Origin of the sequence: Paenarthrobacter sp. TAF1 (assembly GCF_052113825.1) — a bacterium.
Lineage (GTDB): Bacteria > Actinomycetota > Actinomycetes > Actinomycetales > Micrococcaceae > Arthrobacter > Arthrobacter nicotinovorans.
On record NZ_JBFRDO010000010.1, the window covers coordinates 82,644 to 98,509 of the forward strand.

Sequence of the window (15,866 nt, forward strand, 5' to 3'; positions counted from 1 at the left end):
ACCCGAAGGGGCTGCCTTGTCTCAGTGCTGTATCAACCCGAGCATCTTGTCCGCGGACTTCGTCAACCTTGAGGCGGAGTTGCAGAGGATCAGCAACGCCGACGCCGTCCACGTCGACGTCATGGACAACCACTTCGTGCCCAACCTGACGCTCGGATTGCCGGTGGTACAGCGGATTCAGGCCGTAAGCCCCGTTCCGCTGGACGCGCATCTGATGATTTCCGACGTCGACCGCTGGGCGCCTGCCTACGCAGACGCCGGCGTCGCGTCCGTGACGTTCCACGCCGAGGCCGCCATGGCCCCGGTGAAACTGGCCCGTGAACTGCGGGAACGGGGATCCAAAGCAGGCATGGCTTTACGGCCTGCGACACCGGTAGAGCCCTACCTGGACATGCTCAGTGAGTTGGACATGCTGTTGATCATGACGGTGGAGCCCGGCTTCGGCGGGCAGTCGTTCCTTGACATCACCCTGCCCAAGATCCGCCGCGCCCGTGCTGCCATCGAGGGTTCGGGCATTGCTGTAGCGATCCAGGTGGACGGCGGCATTACGGAGGAGACCATCGTCCGGGCTGCTGAGGCCGGCGCCAACGTCTTTGTTGCGGGCTCGGCTGTCTACGGTCACGAGGACCCGGCTGCGGCGATCGATCGGCTGCGTGCAGCAGGCCAGGCCGCGACGGCGGCCTAGGCCTTTACGCCGTCACCGGATATTACGAAGATGGCCGGGAATAGCCTGGTCATCGCTCTGGTTATGGCACAATAACAACACACATACGTGCTCCGGGGTCGGTGCAAGTCCGAACCGGCGGTTATAGTCCGCGACCCGCGAGCCACCGATGTCCTGAGCAATCCGGATAGAGGTGGCGGACGGTTGAACCGGTGGAATTCCGGTACCGACAGTTAAAGTCTGGATGGGAGAAGCACGTACAGTCATGCCGTGGGCGTTCCTTCAGTGACGCCCGGCATTGCGCTGTCGTACACCCCCGGAGTCATCGCGGCTTACTGGGAAGGAACGGCATGGATTTTCTGCGATGGCTCTTCGAAGCACAGATCCCCGTTGGAGGATCTGCTCTTGTCTTACGCGAAGTGCTTGGAAACATCTTTGGGTTACTCAGCGCCCTCGGCGGAATGCGCCGGAAAGTCTGGGCTTGGCCGGTAGGAATCATCGGCAACATCCTTTTGCTCACCGTGTTCCTCGGCAACGTATTCGGTGCTGCTGCGCCCGCAACCCTCTGGGGACAGGCCGGCCGGCAGGTGATGTTCATCGCCGTTGCACTTTATGGCTGGTACCGGTGGCGTCAAGGCCGGCAGTCGAGCACCCAGGGCCGGGCCGTGGTCCCCGGCTGGGCCGGTAACAAGGTGCGCCTGGTTCTGATCGGCGCGATGGTCGCCGGTACTGCGGCCCTTACGCCGCTGTTTGACGCCCTCGGCTCCTACCCGCCTGTGTGGGCAGATGCCTGGACCTTCATGGGCTCACTCCTGGCCACTTACGGCATGGCCCGGGGATGGACTGAATTCTGGTTGATCTGGGTTGCCGTGGACATCGTGGGCGTGCCTCTGCTGTTCAGTGCCGGCTATTACGCCAGTGCTGTGATGTACCTGTTCTACGGGTTCTTTACCCTGACCGGATTCTTCGTGTGGTGGCGGGCCGAAAAGCGTGAGCGTGGCGCTGTTCAACCACTTCCGGCGCCCGCAGGAGCCATGCGATGAGCGTGCAGGCCGTTGAGTTTTCGGCTACTGAAAAGGCCGCCATGGACGCAGCTCTCACCGCCGCCCTGGCTGGCCCGCGAGGAGCGAATCCGCTGGTTGGTGCAGTGATCCTAGGCGCGGAAGGCGAGCAACTTGCCACCGGCTACCATCGCGGTGCCGGAACGGCCCATGCGGAGGCCGACGCCATCTCCGAAGCCCGGCGCCAGGGAATCGACACCAAGGGCACCACCATGGTGGTCACCCTCGAGCCTTGCAACCATGTAGGCCGGACAGGTCCCTGTGCCCAGGCGATCATTGCAGCCGGCATCGCAAAGGTGATCTACGCCGTCGACGATCCGCACGACCCCGCCGCCGGCGGTGCCAAGACGCTGCGCGCGGCAGGAATCGATGTCACGTCCGGGCTCGGCTACGACGAATCCCTGGACTTGAACCGGGAATGGTTCGACGCCGTTGCCGCCAAACGCCCCTTCGTCACCTTGCATATTGCACAGACCCTGGACAGCCGGATCGCTGCGGTTGACGGCACCAGCCAGTGGATCTCCAGCGCAGAGTCGCTGGCAGACAACCACGCGTTGCGGCGCCTGATCGATGCGATCCTCGTAGGGACCGGAACCGTGCTCATCGACAACCCCCGGCTGACGGCGCGCACTCCTGACGGTGAACTTTCCCAACGCCAGCCCGTCCGGGCAGTCATGGGCCTGCGGGATGTCCCGGAGGGGGCAGCGGTACGGGGAACCGACGGCCGCTTCAGGCATCTGCCAACCCGGGATCCAGCAGAGGCCCTGGGCATGCTCTTCGAAGAGGGTGTCCGGCATGTGATGGTCGAAGGGGGTTCGAGCATTCTGAGTACCTTCCTTGCGGCGGAGTTGGTGGACGAGTTGATTGTCTACCTGGCGCCGACCCTGCTGGGGTCCGGCACTCCGGCGCTGAACGACTTGGGTATCGGCACGCTCGCCGAGGCCCAGCACTGGGCGTGGGACGAGGCATCAGGGGGTCCGGTACGGACCCTCGGCAACGACCTGCGGCTCCATCTCCGTCCGGCCGGACGTGCTGCCAACACCACTAAGAATTCGATTCCGCAGAAGAATATGGTTTCACGCAGTGACGCCGCGGAATATGTCACAGGAGGACACTGATGTTTACCGGAATCGTTGCAGAACAAGGCACTGTCCTGGGTATCGAGCATGACGGCGATGCCAGCGCAACGCTGCGCTTGAAGGCACCCACCACTGCCGGTGACCTGCCGTTGGGCGGCTCCATTGCCGTCAATGGTGTCTGCCTCACGGCCACCCGCATTGATGGACAGGACTTCAGCGTCGATGTCATGGGCGAGACCCTGAAGCGCACCACCATCGGGGAATTGGCTGCCGGAGACACCGTGAACCTGGAACGCTGTGTTCCTGCCGGCGGACGGCTGGATGGCCACGTCGTGCAAGGCCATGTTGACGGCGTGGGGGAGCTGCTCGAGCGCGAAGCGCTGGGTAACTGGGACCGCTTGCGGTTCGGCGTCCCCGCCCCGCTGGCACGCTACATCGCCGAAAAAGGTTCCATCGCCGTCGACGGGGTATCGCTCACGGTGACCGCCGTCAGCGCGGCTTCCGAAAAGGACGCGTGGTTCGAAGTCGGCCTCATCCCCACCACGCTGGAGGAGACGGGCCTGGGAGCGAAACCGGTTGGCGGGCACGTCAACCTGGAAGTGGATGTCCTGGCAAAATACACCGAACGGCTTCTGTCGTTCGCTCCGCGGCAGGAGGGCACCCGATGAGCGCCCCCACGACCCCGCAACCGGCGACGTCGCAGCGTCCGGGCCTGGACTCCGTGGAATCCGCCATCGCAGCCATGGCGGCCGGGCGGGCCGTCATTGTGGTGGACAACGAGGACAGGGAAAACGAAGGCGACATCATTTTTGCCGCTGAACATGCCACCCCGGCCCTGATGGGTTGGACCATCCGATATTCCTCCGGCGTCATCTGTGTTCCGTTGGAAGGCCAGCGGGCCGACGCGCTGATTCTGCCCCCGATGGTCGAAATCAACGAAGATGCTAAGGGTACTGCCTATACTGTTTCCTGTGACGCTGCGGTAGGAGTCAGCACGGGTATTTCTGCCACGGACCGGGCCTTGACGGCCCGGATCCTGGCAGACCCGAGCAGCACTCCGGCGTCACTCACCCGCCCCGGGCATATTTTTCCGCTTCGGGCCGTTAAGGGGGGAGTGCGAGAACGTCCGGGACACACGGAAGCTGCCGTGGACCTGTGTCGCCTGGCCGGGCTCGCCCCGGTGGGTGTGATCGCAGAGTTGGTACATGACGACGGTGAAATGATGCGCTTGGACAGCCTGCGCGGGTTCGCCGCTGAACATGGATGCCCCCTCATCTCCATCGAGGACCTGGTGTCGTATGTTGAGGCGACGGAGTCCCGGGCGGCGCAGATTTCACGGGTAGACGAGGAGAAGCGATGACCGCATCGACAACACGCAGCAGTGAGCACACGGAGCCCGGTCCGCACCCCGTAAGCGGGGGACCGATCGTCCAGTTGCCGACGGCCTTTGGTGAATTTGTGGCGCAGGCGTGGACGGATCATGTCACGGGGGTCGAACATCTCGCGGTCAGCTCGCCCAATCCGCCCAAGGGCGGCCAGGCACCCTTGGTCAGGCTGCACTCTGAATGCCTGACCGGAGATGTGTTCGGTTCCTACCGCTGCGATTGCGGTGAACAGCTTGCCTTCGCCCTGGAGCTCATCCACAGGGAAGGCGGCACGCTGCTCTACCTGCGTGGACAGGAAGGGCGCGGCATCGGACTCGCCAACAAGATCAAGGCCTACGCCCTGCAGGAAGCCGGTTTTGACACTGTCGAGGCCAACGAGCAACTGGGCCTGCCGGTCGATGCCCGTTCCTACAGTGCAGCGGGTCAGATCCTTGCCGAAATGGGTCTCAACGAAGTCCGGCTGTTGAGCAACAACCCGGACAAACAGCACCGCCTGGACAAAGCCGGGGTGACTGTCGTGGAGATGGTGCCTACGGAGGTGCCGTCCCGGGAGCAGAACCTTCGGTACCTGCAAACCAAGAAGGACCGTATGGACCACCGGCTGACGCTCGACGTCGAGCCGGTCAGCAACGGCAAGAAGACAGCTTCACCCCAAACCTCAAACAGCAACCAAGACTGAACGGATCCCCAGCACACCATGAGCGGACACGGCGCGCCCACAATCGACCTCACTACCCTCAACCCTGAAGAAACCTCGCAGCTCAAGCTCGCCATCGTGGCCGCGAGCTGGCACACCCAGATCATGGACGGCCTGGTGGACGGTGCTCTGCGTGCCGCGAAGGAAGCAGGCATCGCCGAACCCACCCTGGTGCGGGTTCCAGGCAGTTTTGAATTGCCGGTTGCAGCCGCCCGGCTGGCACCGCACTTTGACGCCGTCGTGGCCCTGGGCGTTGTTATCCGTGGCGGAACCCCGCACTTTGACTACGTTTGCCAGGCCGCGACGTCGGGACTCACCGATGTCAGCGTCCGCACCGGTGTGCCGGTCGGCTTCGGCGTACTCACCTGCGATACGGAACAACAGGGCCTTGACCGGGCCGGCCTCCCGGGTTCCCAGGAGGACAAGGGCCACGAGGCGGTCACCGCTGCCCTGGCAACCGCTGTGACGCTCAAGCAATACAGCTGATTCCAGCGCGAACGGAGGGGATGTGAGTGTGTGTTCACTCACATCCCCTTCGTCATGCAGCGCCCCAACAAGCGGCGCCGGGCCCGGAGCAAGTAGTCTGGAGGGCGTGAAGAATTTCGAGACGCTGTTCGCAGAACTGAGTGAGAAAGCAGCGACCCGTCCGGCAGGCTCGCGCACGGTAGCCGAGCTGGACTCCGGAATCCACGGCATCGGCAAGAAGGTGGTCGAAGAGGCCGCCGAAGTCTGGATGGCCGCGGAGTACGAATCGGACGAGGCCGCTGCTGAGGAAATCTCCCAGCTGCTGTACCACCTGCAGGTCCTCATGCTCGCCAAGGGCCTCAGCCTGGAAGACGTTTACAAGCATCTCTAGCCACGCCCCTCCGCACGCTTTGCAAGCGGAGTCAGCCGCGTGGCCGATGTGCCTGAAACCTCCATTCCAAAAAGAAAGTCTCTCCCAATGCTCCGTGTAGCAGTCCCCAACAAGGGATCCCTGTCCGAAGCCGCCTCGGCAATGCTCTCCGAGGCCGGCTACCGCCAGCGCCGCGACTCCCGCGAACTGGTCATGGTTGATCCTGACAACGACATTGAGTTCTTCTTCCTCCGTCCCCGTGACATCGCCGTCTATGTAGGCCAGGGAACCCTGGACGTCGGCATCACCGGCAGGGACCTCCTGCTTGACGCGAAGGTGGAAGCCGAAGAGTTGCTCCCATTGGGCTTCGCGCCTTCGACTTTCCGTTTCGCCGGCCCTGTTGGTGACTTCACCGGCGTCGAGCAGCTTGAAGGCAAGCGGCTGGCCACAAGCTATGACGGCCTCCTGCGTGACTACCTCGCTGAACGCGGCGTCAACGCCACAGTGGTCCGTCTCGATGGGGCCGTGGAATCATCCGTCCGCTTGGGCGTGGCCGACGCTATTGCCGATGTCGTGGAAACCGGCAATACCCTCAAGGCCGCCGGCATGGAGATCTTCGGCGACCCCATCCTGAAGTCCGAAGCCGTCCTGATCCGTCGTACGGGCTCCGCTGGCGCAGCCAACGGGACCGCGAAGGAAATCGACATCCTCATCCGCCGCCTTCAAGGCGTTCTGGTTGCGCGCCAGTACGTGCTCATGGACTACGACATCCGCAAGGACCTCGTGGAAGACGCCGCGGCGCTGACTCCCGGACTTGAATCGCCCACGGTCTCGCCGCTTCGCGATTCCGAGTGGGTAGCCGTGCGGTCCATGGTCCCCAAGAAGGAAACCAACCGCATCATGGATGAGCTTTACGACCTCGGCGCGCGCGCCATCCTGGTCAGCAGCATCCACGCCTGCCGGATCTGACCCACACTGACCGACTAGAGCCCAGCAGAACTGAGGAGCAGCACATGGCTGTAGCCGTACGCGTCATTCCATGCCTGGACGTGGACGCCGGCCGCGTCGTCAAGGGTGTCAACTTTGAAGGCCTTCGCGACGCCGGAGACCCTGTGGAACTCGCCCACCGGTACGACAACGGCGGGGCAGACGAACTGACGTTCCTGGACGTCACGGCGTCGTCAGGGAACCGCGAAACAACGTTCGACGTCGTCCGTCGCACCGCAGAGGAAGTGTTCATTCCCCTCACCGTGGGTGGTGGCGTCCGCGGGGTGGCCGAGGTGGACAAGCTCCTGCGCTTTGGTGCGGACAAGGCGTCCATCAACACAGCCGCCGTTGCCAGGCCCGATGTCATCGATGAAATTACCCGCCACTTCGGCTCCCAGGTCCTGGTGCTCTCCGTCGACGCGCGCCGGACCCGGGAAGGCGACGCCCCGACGTCGTCCGGGTTTGAAGTCACCACGCACGGCGGCCGGACCGGTACCGGAATCGATGCCATTGCCTGGGCGAAGGAAGCCGCGGACAGGGGAGTGGGGGAGATCCTGCTCAACTCCATTGACGCCGACGGCACCAAGGACGGCTTCGACCTTGAGCTGATCCGTTTGGTTCGGGCAGCCGTGAATATCCCGATTATCGCCTCGGGCGGTGCCGGTGCCCCGGAGCACTTCCCGCCCGCTGTGCAGGCTGGGGCTGACGCTGTGCTGGCCGCCTCGGTGTTCCACTTCGGTCCGGATGACATGATCGCTCAGGTCAAGGCCGCGATCCGCGAGGCCGGCTTCGAAGTCCGCTAGGCAACGCAAACGCGGGGTCGCTGATGGCCATCATCCCTTGCGGGATGGGCCATCAGCGACCCCGCGTTGCTTGGTTAAAGGCCGATGTCCGCTGACTGCAAGAGCGCGACGGCGTCCGGCTGGCCTTCGAAGGTGACCAGGGCCTGGTTGGTGCGGCCGTGGGCGTGCATGAGAAGCTCGCCCGGCTCGCCAACGATGGCGACGGATACGGGTGCGCGCTTGGCCACATGCCGCGGCCCCGTGGGCCTGACAAGGACGATGCCGAGGTCCACGCCGCGGTACAGGAACGCTGCACGCTTGATGAGGTCATTCCAGAGTGCATCCGAATAGGCCTCGTCCAGTGCCCTCGGCGCCCACCTGTCGCCAGCGCGGCGGATGTCCTCGGTGTGCACGAAGTACTCGATGAGGTTGGAGGTCTCGTCCAGCGCCTTGATCTTCAAAGGAGAGAAAGCCGGAGGCCCGGAGCGGAACGTCTTGACGAGGTCCGCGTAAGCGTCCGTGGTCTTAAGCTGGGAGGCCAGCTTGGAGGTGGCTTTTTCCGATGCCTTGCCAAGACTGGGAATCAACAGGCCAAGACCGACAGCGATTTTCCGCTCCCGCAAGTACAAATGCGCGGCAAGGTCACGGGTCCGCCAGCCTTCGCAGAGCGTGGGGGAGTCAGGCCCGGCCGCCAGCAGGGTTTCGGCCAGTACTTCTCGGGAGGGATCGACGAAATGCATCACTTGTGAAACTAGCACGATCGGAGCGCTCTTGCGCAGTGGAACCGCCGCAGGACCGCCAGTCCCGTCAAAGGCACTAGACTTGATCTGATGTCAGAGCAGTCCGCCCCCAGCCCCTCTCCCGCCGTGGAGCTTTCCAGCGACCCCGCGGGTCCGTTGCCGCAGGAGATCGCGGACGCTCTCAAGCGCGATTCCGCCGGCCTGGTTGCTGCTATTGTGCAGCAGCACGACACCAACGAGGTCCTCATGCTCGGGTGGATGGATGACGAGGCACTGCACCGCACCATGACCACCGGGCGCGTCACGTTCTACTCCCGCTCCCGCCAGGAATACTGGCGTAAGGGCGACACTTCCGGACACGTACAGTTCGTGAAGTCCGTCGCCCTTGATTGCGACGGCGACGCCCTCCTGATCCGCGTGGACCAGATCGGCGCAGCCTGCCACACCGGAACCCGGACCTGCTTCGACGGTCGCGACTTTACAGTCGTAACGGGCCACCGCGACTAAGGCACCCAGCACTTACCACTGACGCACCACCTCATACCAAAAGGCGGAGAACAATAGCCATGCAGGACCTTGGAATCATCAGCCCGGGCCTGGAAGAGTTCCGGGAACTCGCCGTCCACAGCCGTGTCATCCCCGTGCGGCTCAAAGTCCTGGCCGATGCAGAAACCCCCATTGGCCTTTACCGGAAGCTCGCCAAGGGACAGCCTGGCACCTTCCTCCTGGAATCAGCAGCAGTAGGCGGGGCCTGGTCGCGTTATTCGTTCATCGGTTCAAAGTCCCGCGCAACCCTGACCACCAAGGACGGCCAGGCACACTGGATCGGTGAGCCGCCCGTCGGCGTGCCAGTTTCCGGGAACCCGGTGGAGGCCATCCGCGACACGATTGCCGCACTGCAGACCGATCGTTTCGAGGGCCTTCCGCCCTTCACCTCCGGCCTGGTCGGCTTCCTTGGCTGGGAATCCGTGCGCCACTGGGAACGCCTGACGTCCCCACCAGAGGACGACCTGCAGTTGCCGGAGATGGCGCTGAACCTGGTCACCGACATGGCGGTTCATGACAACGTCGACGGCACTGTTCTGTTGATCGCCAATGCCATCAACTTCGACGGCAGCAGCGAACGCATGGATGATGCCTGGCACGATGCCGTGGCCCGAGTGCAAGCGCTCCTGGACCAGATCAGCACGCCCGTTCCCCAGCCTGTTTCCGTTTTGGACACGGCAGCCCTGGACTTTGCCTCAAGCGTGCAGGAACGCTGGGAGGAAGCGAAGTACCTGGAAGCCATCGACCGTGGCAAGGAAGCGATTGTTGACGGCGAAGTGTTCCAGGTGGTGATTTCGCGCCGCTTCGAGATGGAATGCGCCGCAGATCCCCTGGATGTCTACCGCGTGCTGCGCAACACCAACCCCAGCCCCTACATGTACCTCTTCAGCCTCGAAGATGCAGACGGCCGCGAGTACTCGATTGTAGGGTCCTCGCCGGAAGCGTTGGTGACAGTGACCGGTGAGGAAGTCATCACGCACCCCATCGCCGGTTCACGTCCCCGTGGGAAGACTGTAGAGGCCGACAAAGCCCTGGCCACAGAGTTGCTCGCGGACCAGAAGGAACGCGCGGAACACCTGATGCTGGTGGACTTGTCCCGTAACGACCTTTCCAAAGTGTGCGTGGCCGGGACAGTCGATGTCACCCAGTTCATGGAAGTGGAGCGCTTCAGCCACATCATGCACCTCGTTTCAACTGTGGTGGGGCAGCTTGCTCCCCACGCCAAGGCATACGACGTCCTCAGGGCAACCTTCCCGGCAGGTACGTTGTCCGGCGCCCCGAAGCCCCGTGCGCTGCGGCTCCTCGATGAACTCGAACCGCACCGCCGCGGCATCTACGGTGGCGTGGTGGGCTACCTGGACTTCGCCGGTGACATGGACATGGCTATTGCCATCCGTTCGGCACTGCTCCGTGAGGGCCGCGCCTATGTGCAGGCCGGCGGTGGGATCGTGGCCGATTCGCACAAGCCTTCGGAAGCGCTTGAAACGGTAAACAAGGCAGCTGCGCCGCTTCGCGCCGTGCACACCGCAGGCTCATTGCAGAACATTGCGGTGGACGCCGGCCGGGCCGAAGTTCCCGACGACGGGACGCCTGCCTCGTGAGCGCCGCCGCATCCGCACTTCCCGCCAGGACTTCACCGCGCTGGGCCCGTAAATCCACACTGGTGCTCGCCGCGGTCGTGCTGGCCCTCGCTGTCTTCGGAACCACCACCCAGACCTGGATTGAAGTGCAGCTTGACCCCTCCGGTGTATCCAGCAGCAACCTCCAGGTTCCCGGAAACAAGGCTGCTACCGCAGTCACGGCTCTGGCCCTGGTGGCCCTGGCCGGTGGCCTGGCGGCATCCATTGCAGGCAAGGTGGCGCGCTGGATTATTGCGGTCATCATTGCTTTGTCCGCGGTAGGGATCATCCTGGCGGCCACTACCGTGCTGACCGATCCGCTCGGCGCAGCGCAGGGTGCCATTGCAGCTGCGACGGGCCTTGCGGGTGGACAGGCGAGTGTCGCTGCGACGGCCTTCCCCGTAGTAGCCATAGTTGCCGGGGTCCTGCTGGCAGTGGTTGCGGTGGGCTTGCCGGTGGCCGGGCGTTACTGGAAGACCCGCACCAAGTACGACACCAATGCCGTCAGGAATGACGGCGAACCGGTGGATGAGATCGACAGCTGGGACAGCCTGTCGCGCGGCGAGGACCCTACGTAGGCAGCCGGGAGCGGGTTTCGCGCAGCTTCGTTGCGACTTTGCCGCCACCGTTGCCCCGGACGTCGGTCCATGTCCCCGGCTGACGTCAATAAATGGCAGAATGTAAGCAGTATTCATCCTGAGGAGATTTCACATGAGCAAAACCACAGTGTCCGCAAACCAAACTGAATCCACCATGGCCAGCCACGCTGACGCCATCGGTCACGGAAACAGCCCGGCTGCCTGGACCTGCGTGATTGTCATGCTGGTTGGTGCCTTGATTTCCTCCATCGCTTTCGTCATCGCCAGCACCCCGATCTTCGTCGGCGGCCTGGTTGTCATGGTTATCGGCCTGATTGTTGGCCTGGTTATGCGCAAGGCGGGCTACGGAGTGGGCGGCAGCAAGCTGCAGAACAACGGCCACTAATCGTGACCGTTCTTGATGACATCATCGTTGGCGTCAAGGAGGACATGGAGGGCCGCCGGGCTCAAGTGTCCCTCGAGGAGCTAAAGGACCGCGTCGCCGGTGTTGCACCTGCACGGGATGCCTGGGGAGCCCTGGGCGGACCCGCATCCGACCGCAACGACCTCAAAGTCATCGCAGAGATCAAGCGCCGCAGTCCGTCGAAGGGCGACCTCGCTTCCATCGCAGACCCCGCATCGCTCGCAGTGCAGTACGCGGACGGCGGCGCCTCCGTCATCAGCGTGCTGACCGAACAGCGCCGCTTCGGCGGCTCGCTGGCCGACCTCGATGCCGTGCGTGCCGCCGTCGAAACGCCGTTGCTCCGCAAGGACTTCACAGTTGACGAGTACCAGATCTGGGAAGCCCGTGCCCACGGTGCCGACCTCATCCTGCTCATCGTCGCAGCGCTGACCGACGCCGAACTCGTCCGGTTCAGTGCCTTGAGCCATGAACTGGGCATGAGCGTGCTCGTGGAGACCCATACCGAAGAGGAGATCGAGCGGGCGGTTGCGGCCGGCGCCAGGATCATCGGCATCAACGTGCGCAATTTGAAGACGCTCGATGTCGACCGCTCGGTTTTCGGTTCGCTGGCCGGTTTGATTCCGGCCGGGGCAGTCGTGGTCGCGGAGTCTGGCGTCAGGGGTGCCGACGACGTCGCGCATTACGCAGCCAATGGCGCCAATGCCATCCTGGTGGGCGAAGCGCTGGTCAGCGATTCAACCCCGCGTGAACGAATTACCGAATTCAAGGCAGCAGGAGCTGCCGCCATCGCCGTCAGGAACTGAGGCAGTTACTGAATTACGGCGAGCAGTCATGAGGCAGCCCGGGCACCAGCCCGTGGCTGCCTTGTGGCACGTGGAACTACCCAAAGAACTAACTGGAATAGGACGGTGAGACTGATGGTCGACGCGCCAACAGCCGGCTCAGAAGAGAATGCGGCAGACGCATTCCTGCAAGGTGGCCCTTCGCTGCGCAACGCATCGGGACCCTACTTCGGCAGCTACGGCGGACGCTGGATGCCGGAGTCTCTCATTGCCGCCTTGGATGAAGTCCAGGACACCTTCGAAAAAGCCAAGGCCGATCCCGATTTCATCGCCGAGCTGAAGGACCTCAACAAGAACTACTCGGGCAGGCCTTCGCTGTTGACCGAGGCCAAGCGCTTCTCGGCGCATGCCGGTGGCGCCCGCATCTTCCTCAAGCGTGAGGACCTCAACCACACCGGTTCCCACAAGATCAACAACGTCCTGGGCCAGGCGCTCCTGGCGAAGCGGATGGGCAAGACCCGCGTCATTGCCGAAACCGGAGCCGGACAGCACGGCGTCGCAAGTGCCACGGCTGCGGCGCTGCTGGGACTTGAGTGCGTGGTCTACATGGGTGCCGAAGACTGCCGCCGCCAGGCACTCAACGTCGCCCGCATGCAGCTTCTTGGTGCCACAGTCGTGCCCGTGACCAACGGTTCGCAGACACTCAAGGACGCCATCAACGACGCCCTCCGCGATTGGGTCTCCAACGTCGAGGACACGCACTACCTCCTGGGTACTGCCGCCGGAGCGCACCCGTTCCCGGCCATGGTCCGCTACTTCCACGAGGTCATCGGCGAAGAGGCGCGCAGCCAGATCCTGGAACAGACGGGCAAGCTTCCTGATGCCATCTGTGCGTGCATCGGTGGCGGTTCCAACGCCATCGGCTTGTTCCACGCATTCCTCGATGATGCTTCCGTGAAGATCTACGGCTTTGAAGCCGGTGGCGAGGGTGTGGAAACCGGCCGTCACGCTGCGGCCATCTCCCTTGGCCGCCCGGGTGTGCTGCACGGCGCCCGTTCCTACCTCATGCAGGACGAAGACGGCCAGACCATCGAGTCGCATTCCATCTCTGCCGGTCTTGATTACCCCAGCGTTGGCCCCGAGCACTCATACCTCGCCGACATCGGCCGGGTCACCTACGAGGCCGTCACGGACACCGAAGCCATGGACGCCTTCAGCCTGCTCTGCCGGACAGAGGGCATCATCCCCGCCATCGAGTCCTCGCATGCCCTGGCCGGTGCCATCAAGATCGGCCACCGCCTCACGGAAGGCAAGGAAGACCCCTCGGAAGTCACTATCATCGTGAACTTGTCCGGGCGAGGCGACAAGGACGTGGAAACCGCCGCCGCATGGTTCAACATGTTGGATGACGAGGGGCACGTCAAGGGGACCACCCTGTCCACCCGTAAGCCCAAGGGCCCTTCAGAGCGAGCCTCTGAAGCATCCGCGGATGACAACGAGGACCAGAACTGATGAACGAATCAACAGCCAGCAAGTCCGCTGCGGCCATTGACAAGGCCAGGGCCGAAGGCCGCGCCGCTTTGGTGGGTTACCTGCCCGCCGGCTACCCCACGGTCAAGGAAAGCATCGAGGCCGGCATCGCGCTTGCCCGGAACGGCGCCGATCTCATTGAGATCGGAATCCCGTACTCCGATCCCGTGATGGACGGTCCTGTCATCCAGGCGGCCACTACCGAAGCGATTTCGAACGGTTTCCGCGTAGCCGACGTCTTCGAAGTCGTTGCAGGGATTACCGCAGTTACGGATGCTGCCGTCCTGGTGATGACGTACTGGAACCCGGTCATGCGCATGGGCGTGGACGAGTTCTCGCGCCGTCTGGCAGAAGCCGGGGGAGCAGGTCTCATTACTCCCGACCTCGTTCCCGATGAGGCTGCAGAATGGTTCGAGGCCTCGGACAGGTACGGCTTGGACAGGGTGTTCCTCGTGGCCCCGTCGTCCACTCCTGAACGTCTGGACATGACGGTCAAGGCCAGCCGCGGTTTTGTCTACGCTGTTTCGATCATGGGTGTCACCGGAGCCCGCACCTCCGTCAGCAGCGCTGCCGAAGAGGTGGTGGCCCGTGCCCACGCAGCCGGTGCGGATCGGGTATGCGTAGGCCTGGGTGTCTCCAGTCCCGACCATGTCCGTGAAATTGCTGCCTATGCCGACGGTGTCATTGTAGGCACCGCCCTGGTGGCAGCCCTCCGCGATGGCGGGGTGGACGCCGTCGGGCAACTCACCAAGAACCTCAGCGCCGGCTTGGGCCGCGCAGCTGCAGAAGCCTAGAAAAGGAAACAGCGAAGCGCATGCAGACGGTCCTCCACGCAGCGGCAATGGTCCCCTTGAGTATCCCGAGCCCATCATGGTCCGGTTTCGACATTCCGCTGCCGTGGGGGACGTTGCGTATCCACGCCTACGCCTTGTGCATCCTGGCGGGCATCATTGTTGGCCTTTGGCTGACGTCTGCCCGGTGGAAGCAACGCGGCGCGCCCGAAGGCAGCCTGTGGGACATCGCCATTTGGGCGATTCCATTCGGAATTATCGGCGGTCGCCTGTACCACGTCTTCTCTTCGCCCGATGCCTACTTTGGCCCGGGCTTCGACGGCACCGGCGACCTCTCGCTGATTCCCCAGATCCAGCGCGGCGGGCTGGGCATTTGGGGCGCGGTGGTCCTCGGCGTCGTGGGCGCATGCATCGGATGCCGTCGTGCCGGTGTCCGGCTGACGTCCTTCCTGGACGCCGCTGCTCCTGGCCTGCTTCTTGCGCAGGCCATCGGACGACTGGGGAACTGGTTCAACCAGGAACTTTTCGGCGCGCCCACCACTTTGCCGTGGGGCCTGGAGATCGATCCTTCCAACGCGAACTTCCCGCCCGACATGGCCGCCGGAACCCTCTTCCACCCGACGTTCCTCTACGAGATGCTGTGGAACCTCGCCGGCGTAGCGCTCCTCCTGGTGCTGGACAAGAAATTCGCCTTCCGCTGGGGCCGGCTGTTCTGGCTCTACGCCATGTACTACACACTGGGCCGCGTATGGATCGAAGCGCTCCGAATCGACGACGCCGAGCAGATCACCCTCTTCGGAATCACGACCCGTCTCAATGTGTGGACCAGCATCTTTGTCTTCATCGCGGCCTTGGTTATCTTCCTGCTGCTCGCCCGGCGCGGCCGACCGGTGCCGGACACTCCTTATCTGCCAGGGCGCGAGCCGAAAAAAGAGGCCATCAAGGACCCCGCGACGGTGACGAGCGTCACCAGTCATGATGTGGACGCACCTGTCTCGGATAGTGGTTCGCGTGATAATCTCCCAGATAACCAAAGTGATCCGGGCAACGTCGACGGGCCGCGGGATGCATCAGTGAAGACCGTCCAGGACACCACGTCCACAACGGAGCCCTCATCTGATGCCACCGCCGCCAGGAAAACATCCGGATCCTCGCCTGGGGCTGACGACACCAAGTAGTCGCCGAAGGTAAAGGGGCAACAGAGTCACCGCTCGTAGGGCCCAGTCCACAGCGTCGTGGCACCCCGGAAACCGGATCGCAGCATACCGATGTTCACTGGTCAAGCCGGGGCCAGAGGTCTGCGTAACTGTTCGTTGCGCTGGATCGACTGGCCTACAATTCCAATAACTAGCGCTTTGTTGTGCCC

The 15,866-nt window shown here is 63.5% G+C and carries 19 protein-coding genes and 1 riboswitch; of the genes, 18 read left to right on the forward strand and 1 reads right to left on the reverse strand.

All coding sequences use genetic code 11. The features are described from left to right. The first annotated feature begins 16 nt into the window (after positions 1–16). The 10 genes from rpe to hisF all read left to right on the forward strand — a co-directional run bounded on the left by rpe (position 17) and on the right by hisF (position 7,511). A complete protein-coding gene (rpe, locus tag AB4Y81_RS14090; protein WP_018778645.1) occupies positions 17–685 on the forward strand; it encodes a ribulose-phosphate 3-epimerase in 669 nt (222 codons plus the stop codon). An 83-nt stretch (positions 686–768) separates the two neighbouring features. Next, a riboswitch (FMN riboswitch) is annotated at positions 769–925 on the forward strand. An 89-nt stretch (positions 926–1,014) separates the two neighbouring features. Next, positions 1,015–1,707, forward strand: a complete 693-nt coding sequence (gene pnuC, locus AB4Y81_RS14095; protein ID WP_441996113.1) for a nicotinamide riboside transporter PnuC — start codon at positions 1,015–1,017, stop codon at positions 1,705–1,707. Next, positions 1,704–2,843 carry a bifunctional diaminohydroxyphosphoribosylaminopyrimidine deaminase/5-amino-6-(5-phosphoribosylamino)uracil reductase RibD gene (ribD, locus tag AB4Y81_RS14100; protein WP_441996114.1) on the forward strand — a complete coding sequence of 380 codons (1,140 nt, stop codon included), beginning with the start codon at positions 1,704–1,706 and terminating at the stop codon, positions 2,841–2,843. Before pnuC ends, ribD begins: the two co-directional genes overlap by 4 nt. Continuing rightward, positions 2,843–3,472 carry a riboflavin synthase gene (locus tag AB4Y81_RS14105; RefSeq protein WP_441996115.1) on the forward strand — a complete coding sequence of 210 codons (630 nt, stop codon included), beginning with the start codon at positions 2,843–2,845 and terminating at the stop codon, positions 3,470–3,472. Before ribD ends, AB4Y81_RS14105 begins: the two co-directional genes overlap by 1 nt. Continuing rightward, positions 3,469–4,164, forward strand: coding sequence for a 3,4-dihydroxy-2-butanone-4-phosphate synthase (gene ribB / locus AB4Y81_RS14110; RefSeq protein ID WP_079581330.1), 696 nt, complete (start codon positions 3,469–3,471; stop codon positions 4,162–4,164). Before AB4Y81_RS14105 ends, ribB begins: the two co-directional genes overlap by 4 nt. Next, a complete protein-coding gene (gene ribA / locus AB4Y81_RS14115) occupies positions 4,161–4,868 on the forward strand; it encodes a GTP cyclohydrolase II (protein WP_039240819.1) in 708 nt (235 codons plus the stop codon). Before ribB ends, ribA begins: the two co-directional genes overlap by 4 nt. A gap of 18 nt (positions 4,869–4,886) precedes the next feature. After that, positions 4,887–5,372, forward strand: a complete 486-nt coding sequence (gene ribH, locus AB4Y81_RS14120) for a 6,7-dimethyl-8-ribityllumazine synthase (protein ID WP_018778639.1) — start codon at positions 4,887–4,889, stop codon at positions 5,370–5,372. 106 nt (positions 5,373–5,478) lie between these two features. Beyond that, entirely contained in the window at positions 5,479–5,742 is a 264-nt protein-coding gene (locus tag AB4Y81_RS14125) for a phosphoribosyl-ATP diphosphatase (RefSeq protein ID WP_018778638.1), read from the forward strand. A gap of 87 nt (positions 5,743–5,829) precedes the next feature. Beyond that, a complete protein-coding gene (gene hisG, locus AB4Y81_RS14130; protein ID WP_018778637.1) occupies positions 5,830–6,690 on the forward strand; it encodes an ATP phosphoribosyltransferase in 861 nt (286 codons plus the stop codon). A gap of 44 nt (positions 6,691–6,734) precedes the next feature. Beyond that, positions 6,735–7,511: an imidazole glycerol phosphate synthase subunit HisF gene (hisF, locus tag AB4Y81_RS14135; protein ID WP_018778636.1), complete on the forward strand. Its 777-nt coding sequence runs from the start codon at positions 6,735–6,737 to the stop codon at positions 7,509–7,511. Positions 7,512–7,585: 74 nt separating this feature from the next. On the opposite strand, the gene AB4Y81_RS14140 is transcribed toward hisF, so the two are convergent. Beyond that, positions 7,586–8,230, reverse strand: coding sequence for a TIGR03085 family metal-binding protein (locus AB4Y81_RS14140; protein WP_018778635.1), 645 nt, complete (start codon positions 8,228–8,230; stop codon positions 7,586–7,588). Between the two features lie 90 nt (positions 8,231–8,320). Between AB4Y81_RS14140 and hisI the strand changes: the two genes are divergently transcribed. The 8 genes from hisI to lgt all read left to right on the forward strand — a co-directional run bounded on the left by hisI (position 8,321) and on the right by lgt (position 15,678). Next, entirely contained in the window at positions 8,321–8,737 is a 417-nt protein-coding gene (gene hisI / locus AB4Y81_RS14145; protein ID WP_018778634.1) for a phosphoribosyl-AMP cyclohydrolase, read from the forward strand. 59 nt (positions 8,738–8,796) lie between these two features. Further along, entirely contained in the window at positions 8,797–10,377 is a 1,581-nt protein-coding gene (locus AB4Y81_RS14150) for an anthranilate synthase component I (protein WP_441996116.1), read from the forward strand. Further along, positions 10,374–10,973: a Trp biosynthesis-associated membrane protein gene (locus AB4Y81_RS14155; RefSeq protein WP_064722916.1), complete on the forward strand. Its 600-nt coding sequence runs from the start codon at positions 10,374–10,376 to the stop codon at positions 10,971–10,973. The genes AB4Y81_RS14150 and AB4Y81_RS14155 overlap by 4 nt, the downstream gene beginning before the upstream one ends. 133 nt (positions 10,974–11,106) lie before the next feature. Beyond that, complete coding sequence (locus tag AB4Y81_RS14160) at positions 11,107–11,379, forward strand: HGxxPAAW family protein (RefSeq protein WP_018778631.1); 273 nt, start codon at positions 11,107–11,109, stop codon at positions 11,377–11,379. A 2-nt stretch (positions 11,380–11,381) separates the two neighbouring features. Beyond that, complete coding sequence (gene trpC, locus AB4Y81_RS14165; RefSeq protein WP_441996117.1) at positions 11,382–12,200, forward strand: indole-3-glycerol phosphate synthase TrpC; 819 nt, start codon at positions 11,382–11,384, stop codon at positions 12,198–12,200. Positions 12,201–12,314: 114 nt separating this feature from the next. Then, positions 12,315–13,691: a tryptophan synthase subunit beta gene (trpB, locus tag AB4Y81_RS14170; RefSeq protein ID WP_039240824.1), complete on the forward strand. Its 1,377-nt coding sequence runs from the start codon at positions 12,315–12,317 to the stop codon at positions 13,689–13,691. Beyond that, entirely contained in the window at positions 13,691–14,503 is an 813-nt protein-coding gene (trpA, locus tag AB4Y81_RS14175; protein WP_018778628.1) for a tryptophan synthase subunit alpha, read from the forward strand. The genes trpB and trpA overlap by 1 nt, the downstream gene beginning before the upstream one ends. A 20-nt stretch (positions 14,504–14,523) precedes the next feature. After that, positions 14,524–15,678: a prolipoprotein diacylglyceryl transferase gene (gene lgt / locus AB4Y81_RS14180; RefSeq protein WP_441996118.1), complete on the forward strand. Its 1,155-nt coding sequence runs from the start codon at positions 14,524–14,526 to the stop codon at positions 15,676–15,678. Positions 15,679–15,866 lie beyond the last annotated feature (188 nt).

Excerpts from the sequence above, each read along its gene's own strand:
- pnuC (WP_441996113.1), top strand. The coding sequence starts at position 1,015 with ATGGATTTTCTGCGATGGCTCTTCGAAGCACAGATCCCCGTTGGAGGA.
- ribD (WP_441996114.1), top strand. The coding sequence starts at position 1,704 with ATGAGCGTGCAGGCCGTTGAGTTTTCGGCTACTGAAAAGGCCGCCATG.
- AB4Y81_RS14105 (WP_441996115.1), top strand. The coding sequence starts at position 2,843 with ATGTTTACCGGAATCGTTGCAGAACAAGGCACTGTCCTGGGTATCGAG.
- ribB (WP_079581330.1), top strand. The coding sequence starts at position 3,469 with ATGAGCGCCCCCACGACCCCGCAACCGGCGACGTCGCAGCGTCCGGGC.
- ribA (WP_039240819.1), top strand. The coding sequence starts at position 4,161 with ATGACCGCATCGACAACACGCAGCAGTGAGCACACGGAGCCCGGTCCG.
- ribH (WP_018778639.1), top strand. The coding sequence starts at position 4,887 with ATGAGCGGACACGGCGCGCCCACAATCGACCTCACTACCCTCAACCCT.
- hisG (WP_018778637.1), top strand. The coding sequence starts at position 5,830 with ATGCTCCGTGTAGCAGTCCCCAACAAGGGATCCCTGTCCGAAGCCGCC.
- hisF (WP_018778636.1), top strand. The coding sequence starts at position 6,735 with ATGGCTGTAGCCGTACGCGTCATTCCATGCCTGGACGTGGACGCCGGC.
- AB4Y81_RS14140 (WP_018778635.1), bottom strand. The coding sequence starts at position 8,230 with ATGCATTTCGTCGATCCCTCCCGAGAAGTACTGGCCGAAACCCTGCTG.
- hisI (WP_018778634.1), top strand. The coding sequence starts at position 8,321 with ATGTCAGAGCAGTCCGCCCCCAGCCCCTCTCCCGCCGTGGAGCTTTCC.
- AB4Y81_RS14150 (WP_441996116.1), top strand. The coding sequence starts at position 8,797 with ATGCAGGACCTTGGAATCATCAGCCCGGGCCTGGAAGAGTTCCGGGAA.
- AB4Y81_RS14160 (WP_018778631.1), top strand. The coding sequence starts at position 11,107 with ATGAGCAAAACCACAGTGTCCGCAAACCAAACTGAATCCACCATGGCC.
- trpB (WP_039240824.1), top strand. The coding sequence starts at position 12,315 with ATGGTCGACGCGCCAACAGCCGGCTCAGAAGAGAATGCGGCAGACGCA.
- trpA (WP_018778628.1), top strand. The coding sequence starts at position 13,691 with ATGAACGAATCAACAGCCAGCAAGTCCGCTGCGGCCATTGACAAGGCC.
- lgt (WP_441996118.1), top strand. The coding sequence starts at position 14,524 with ATGCAGACGGTCCTCCACGCAGCGGCAATGGTCCCCTTGAGTATCCCG.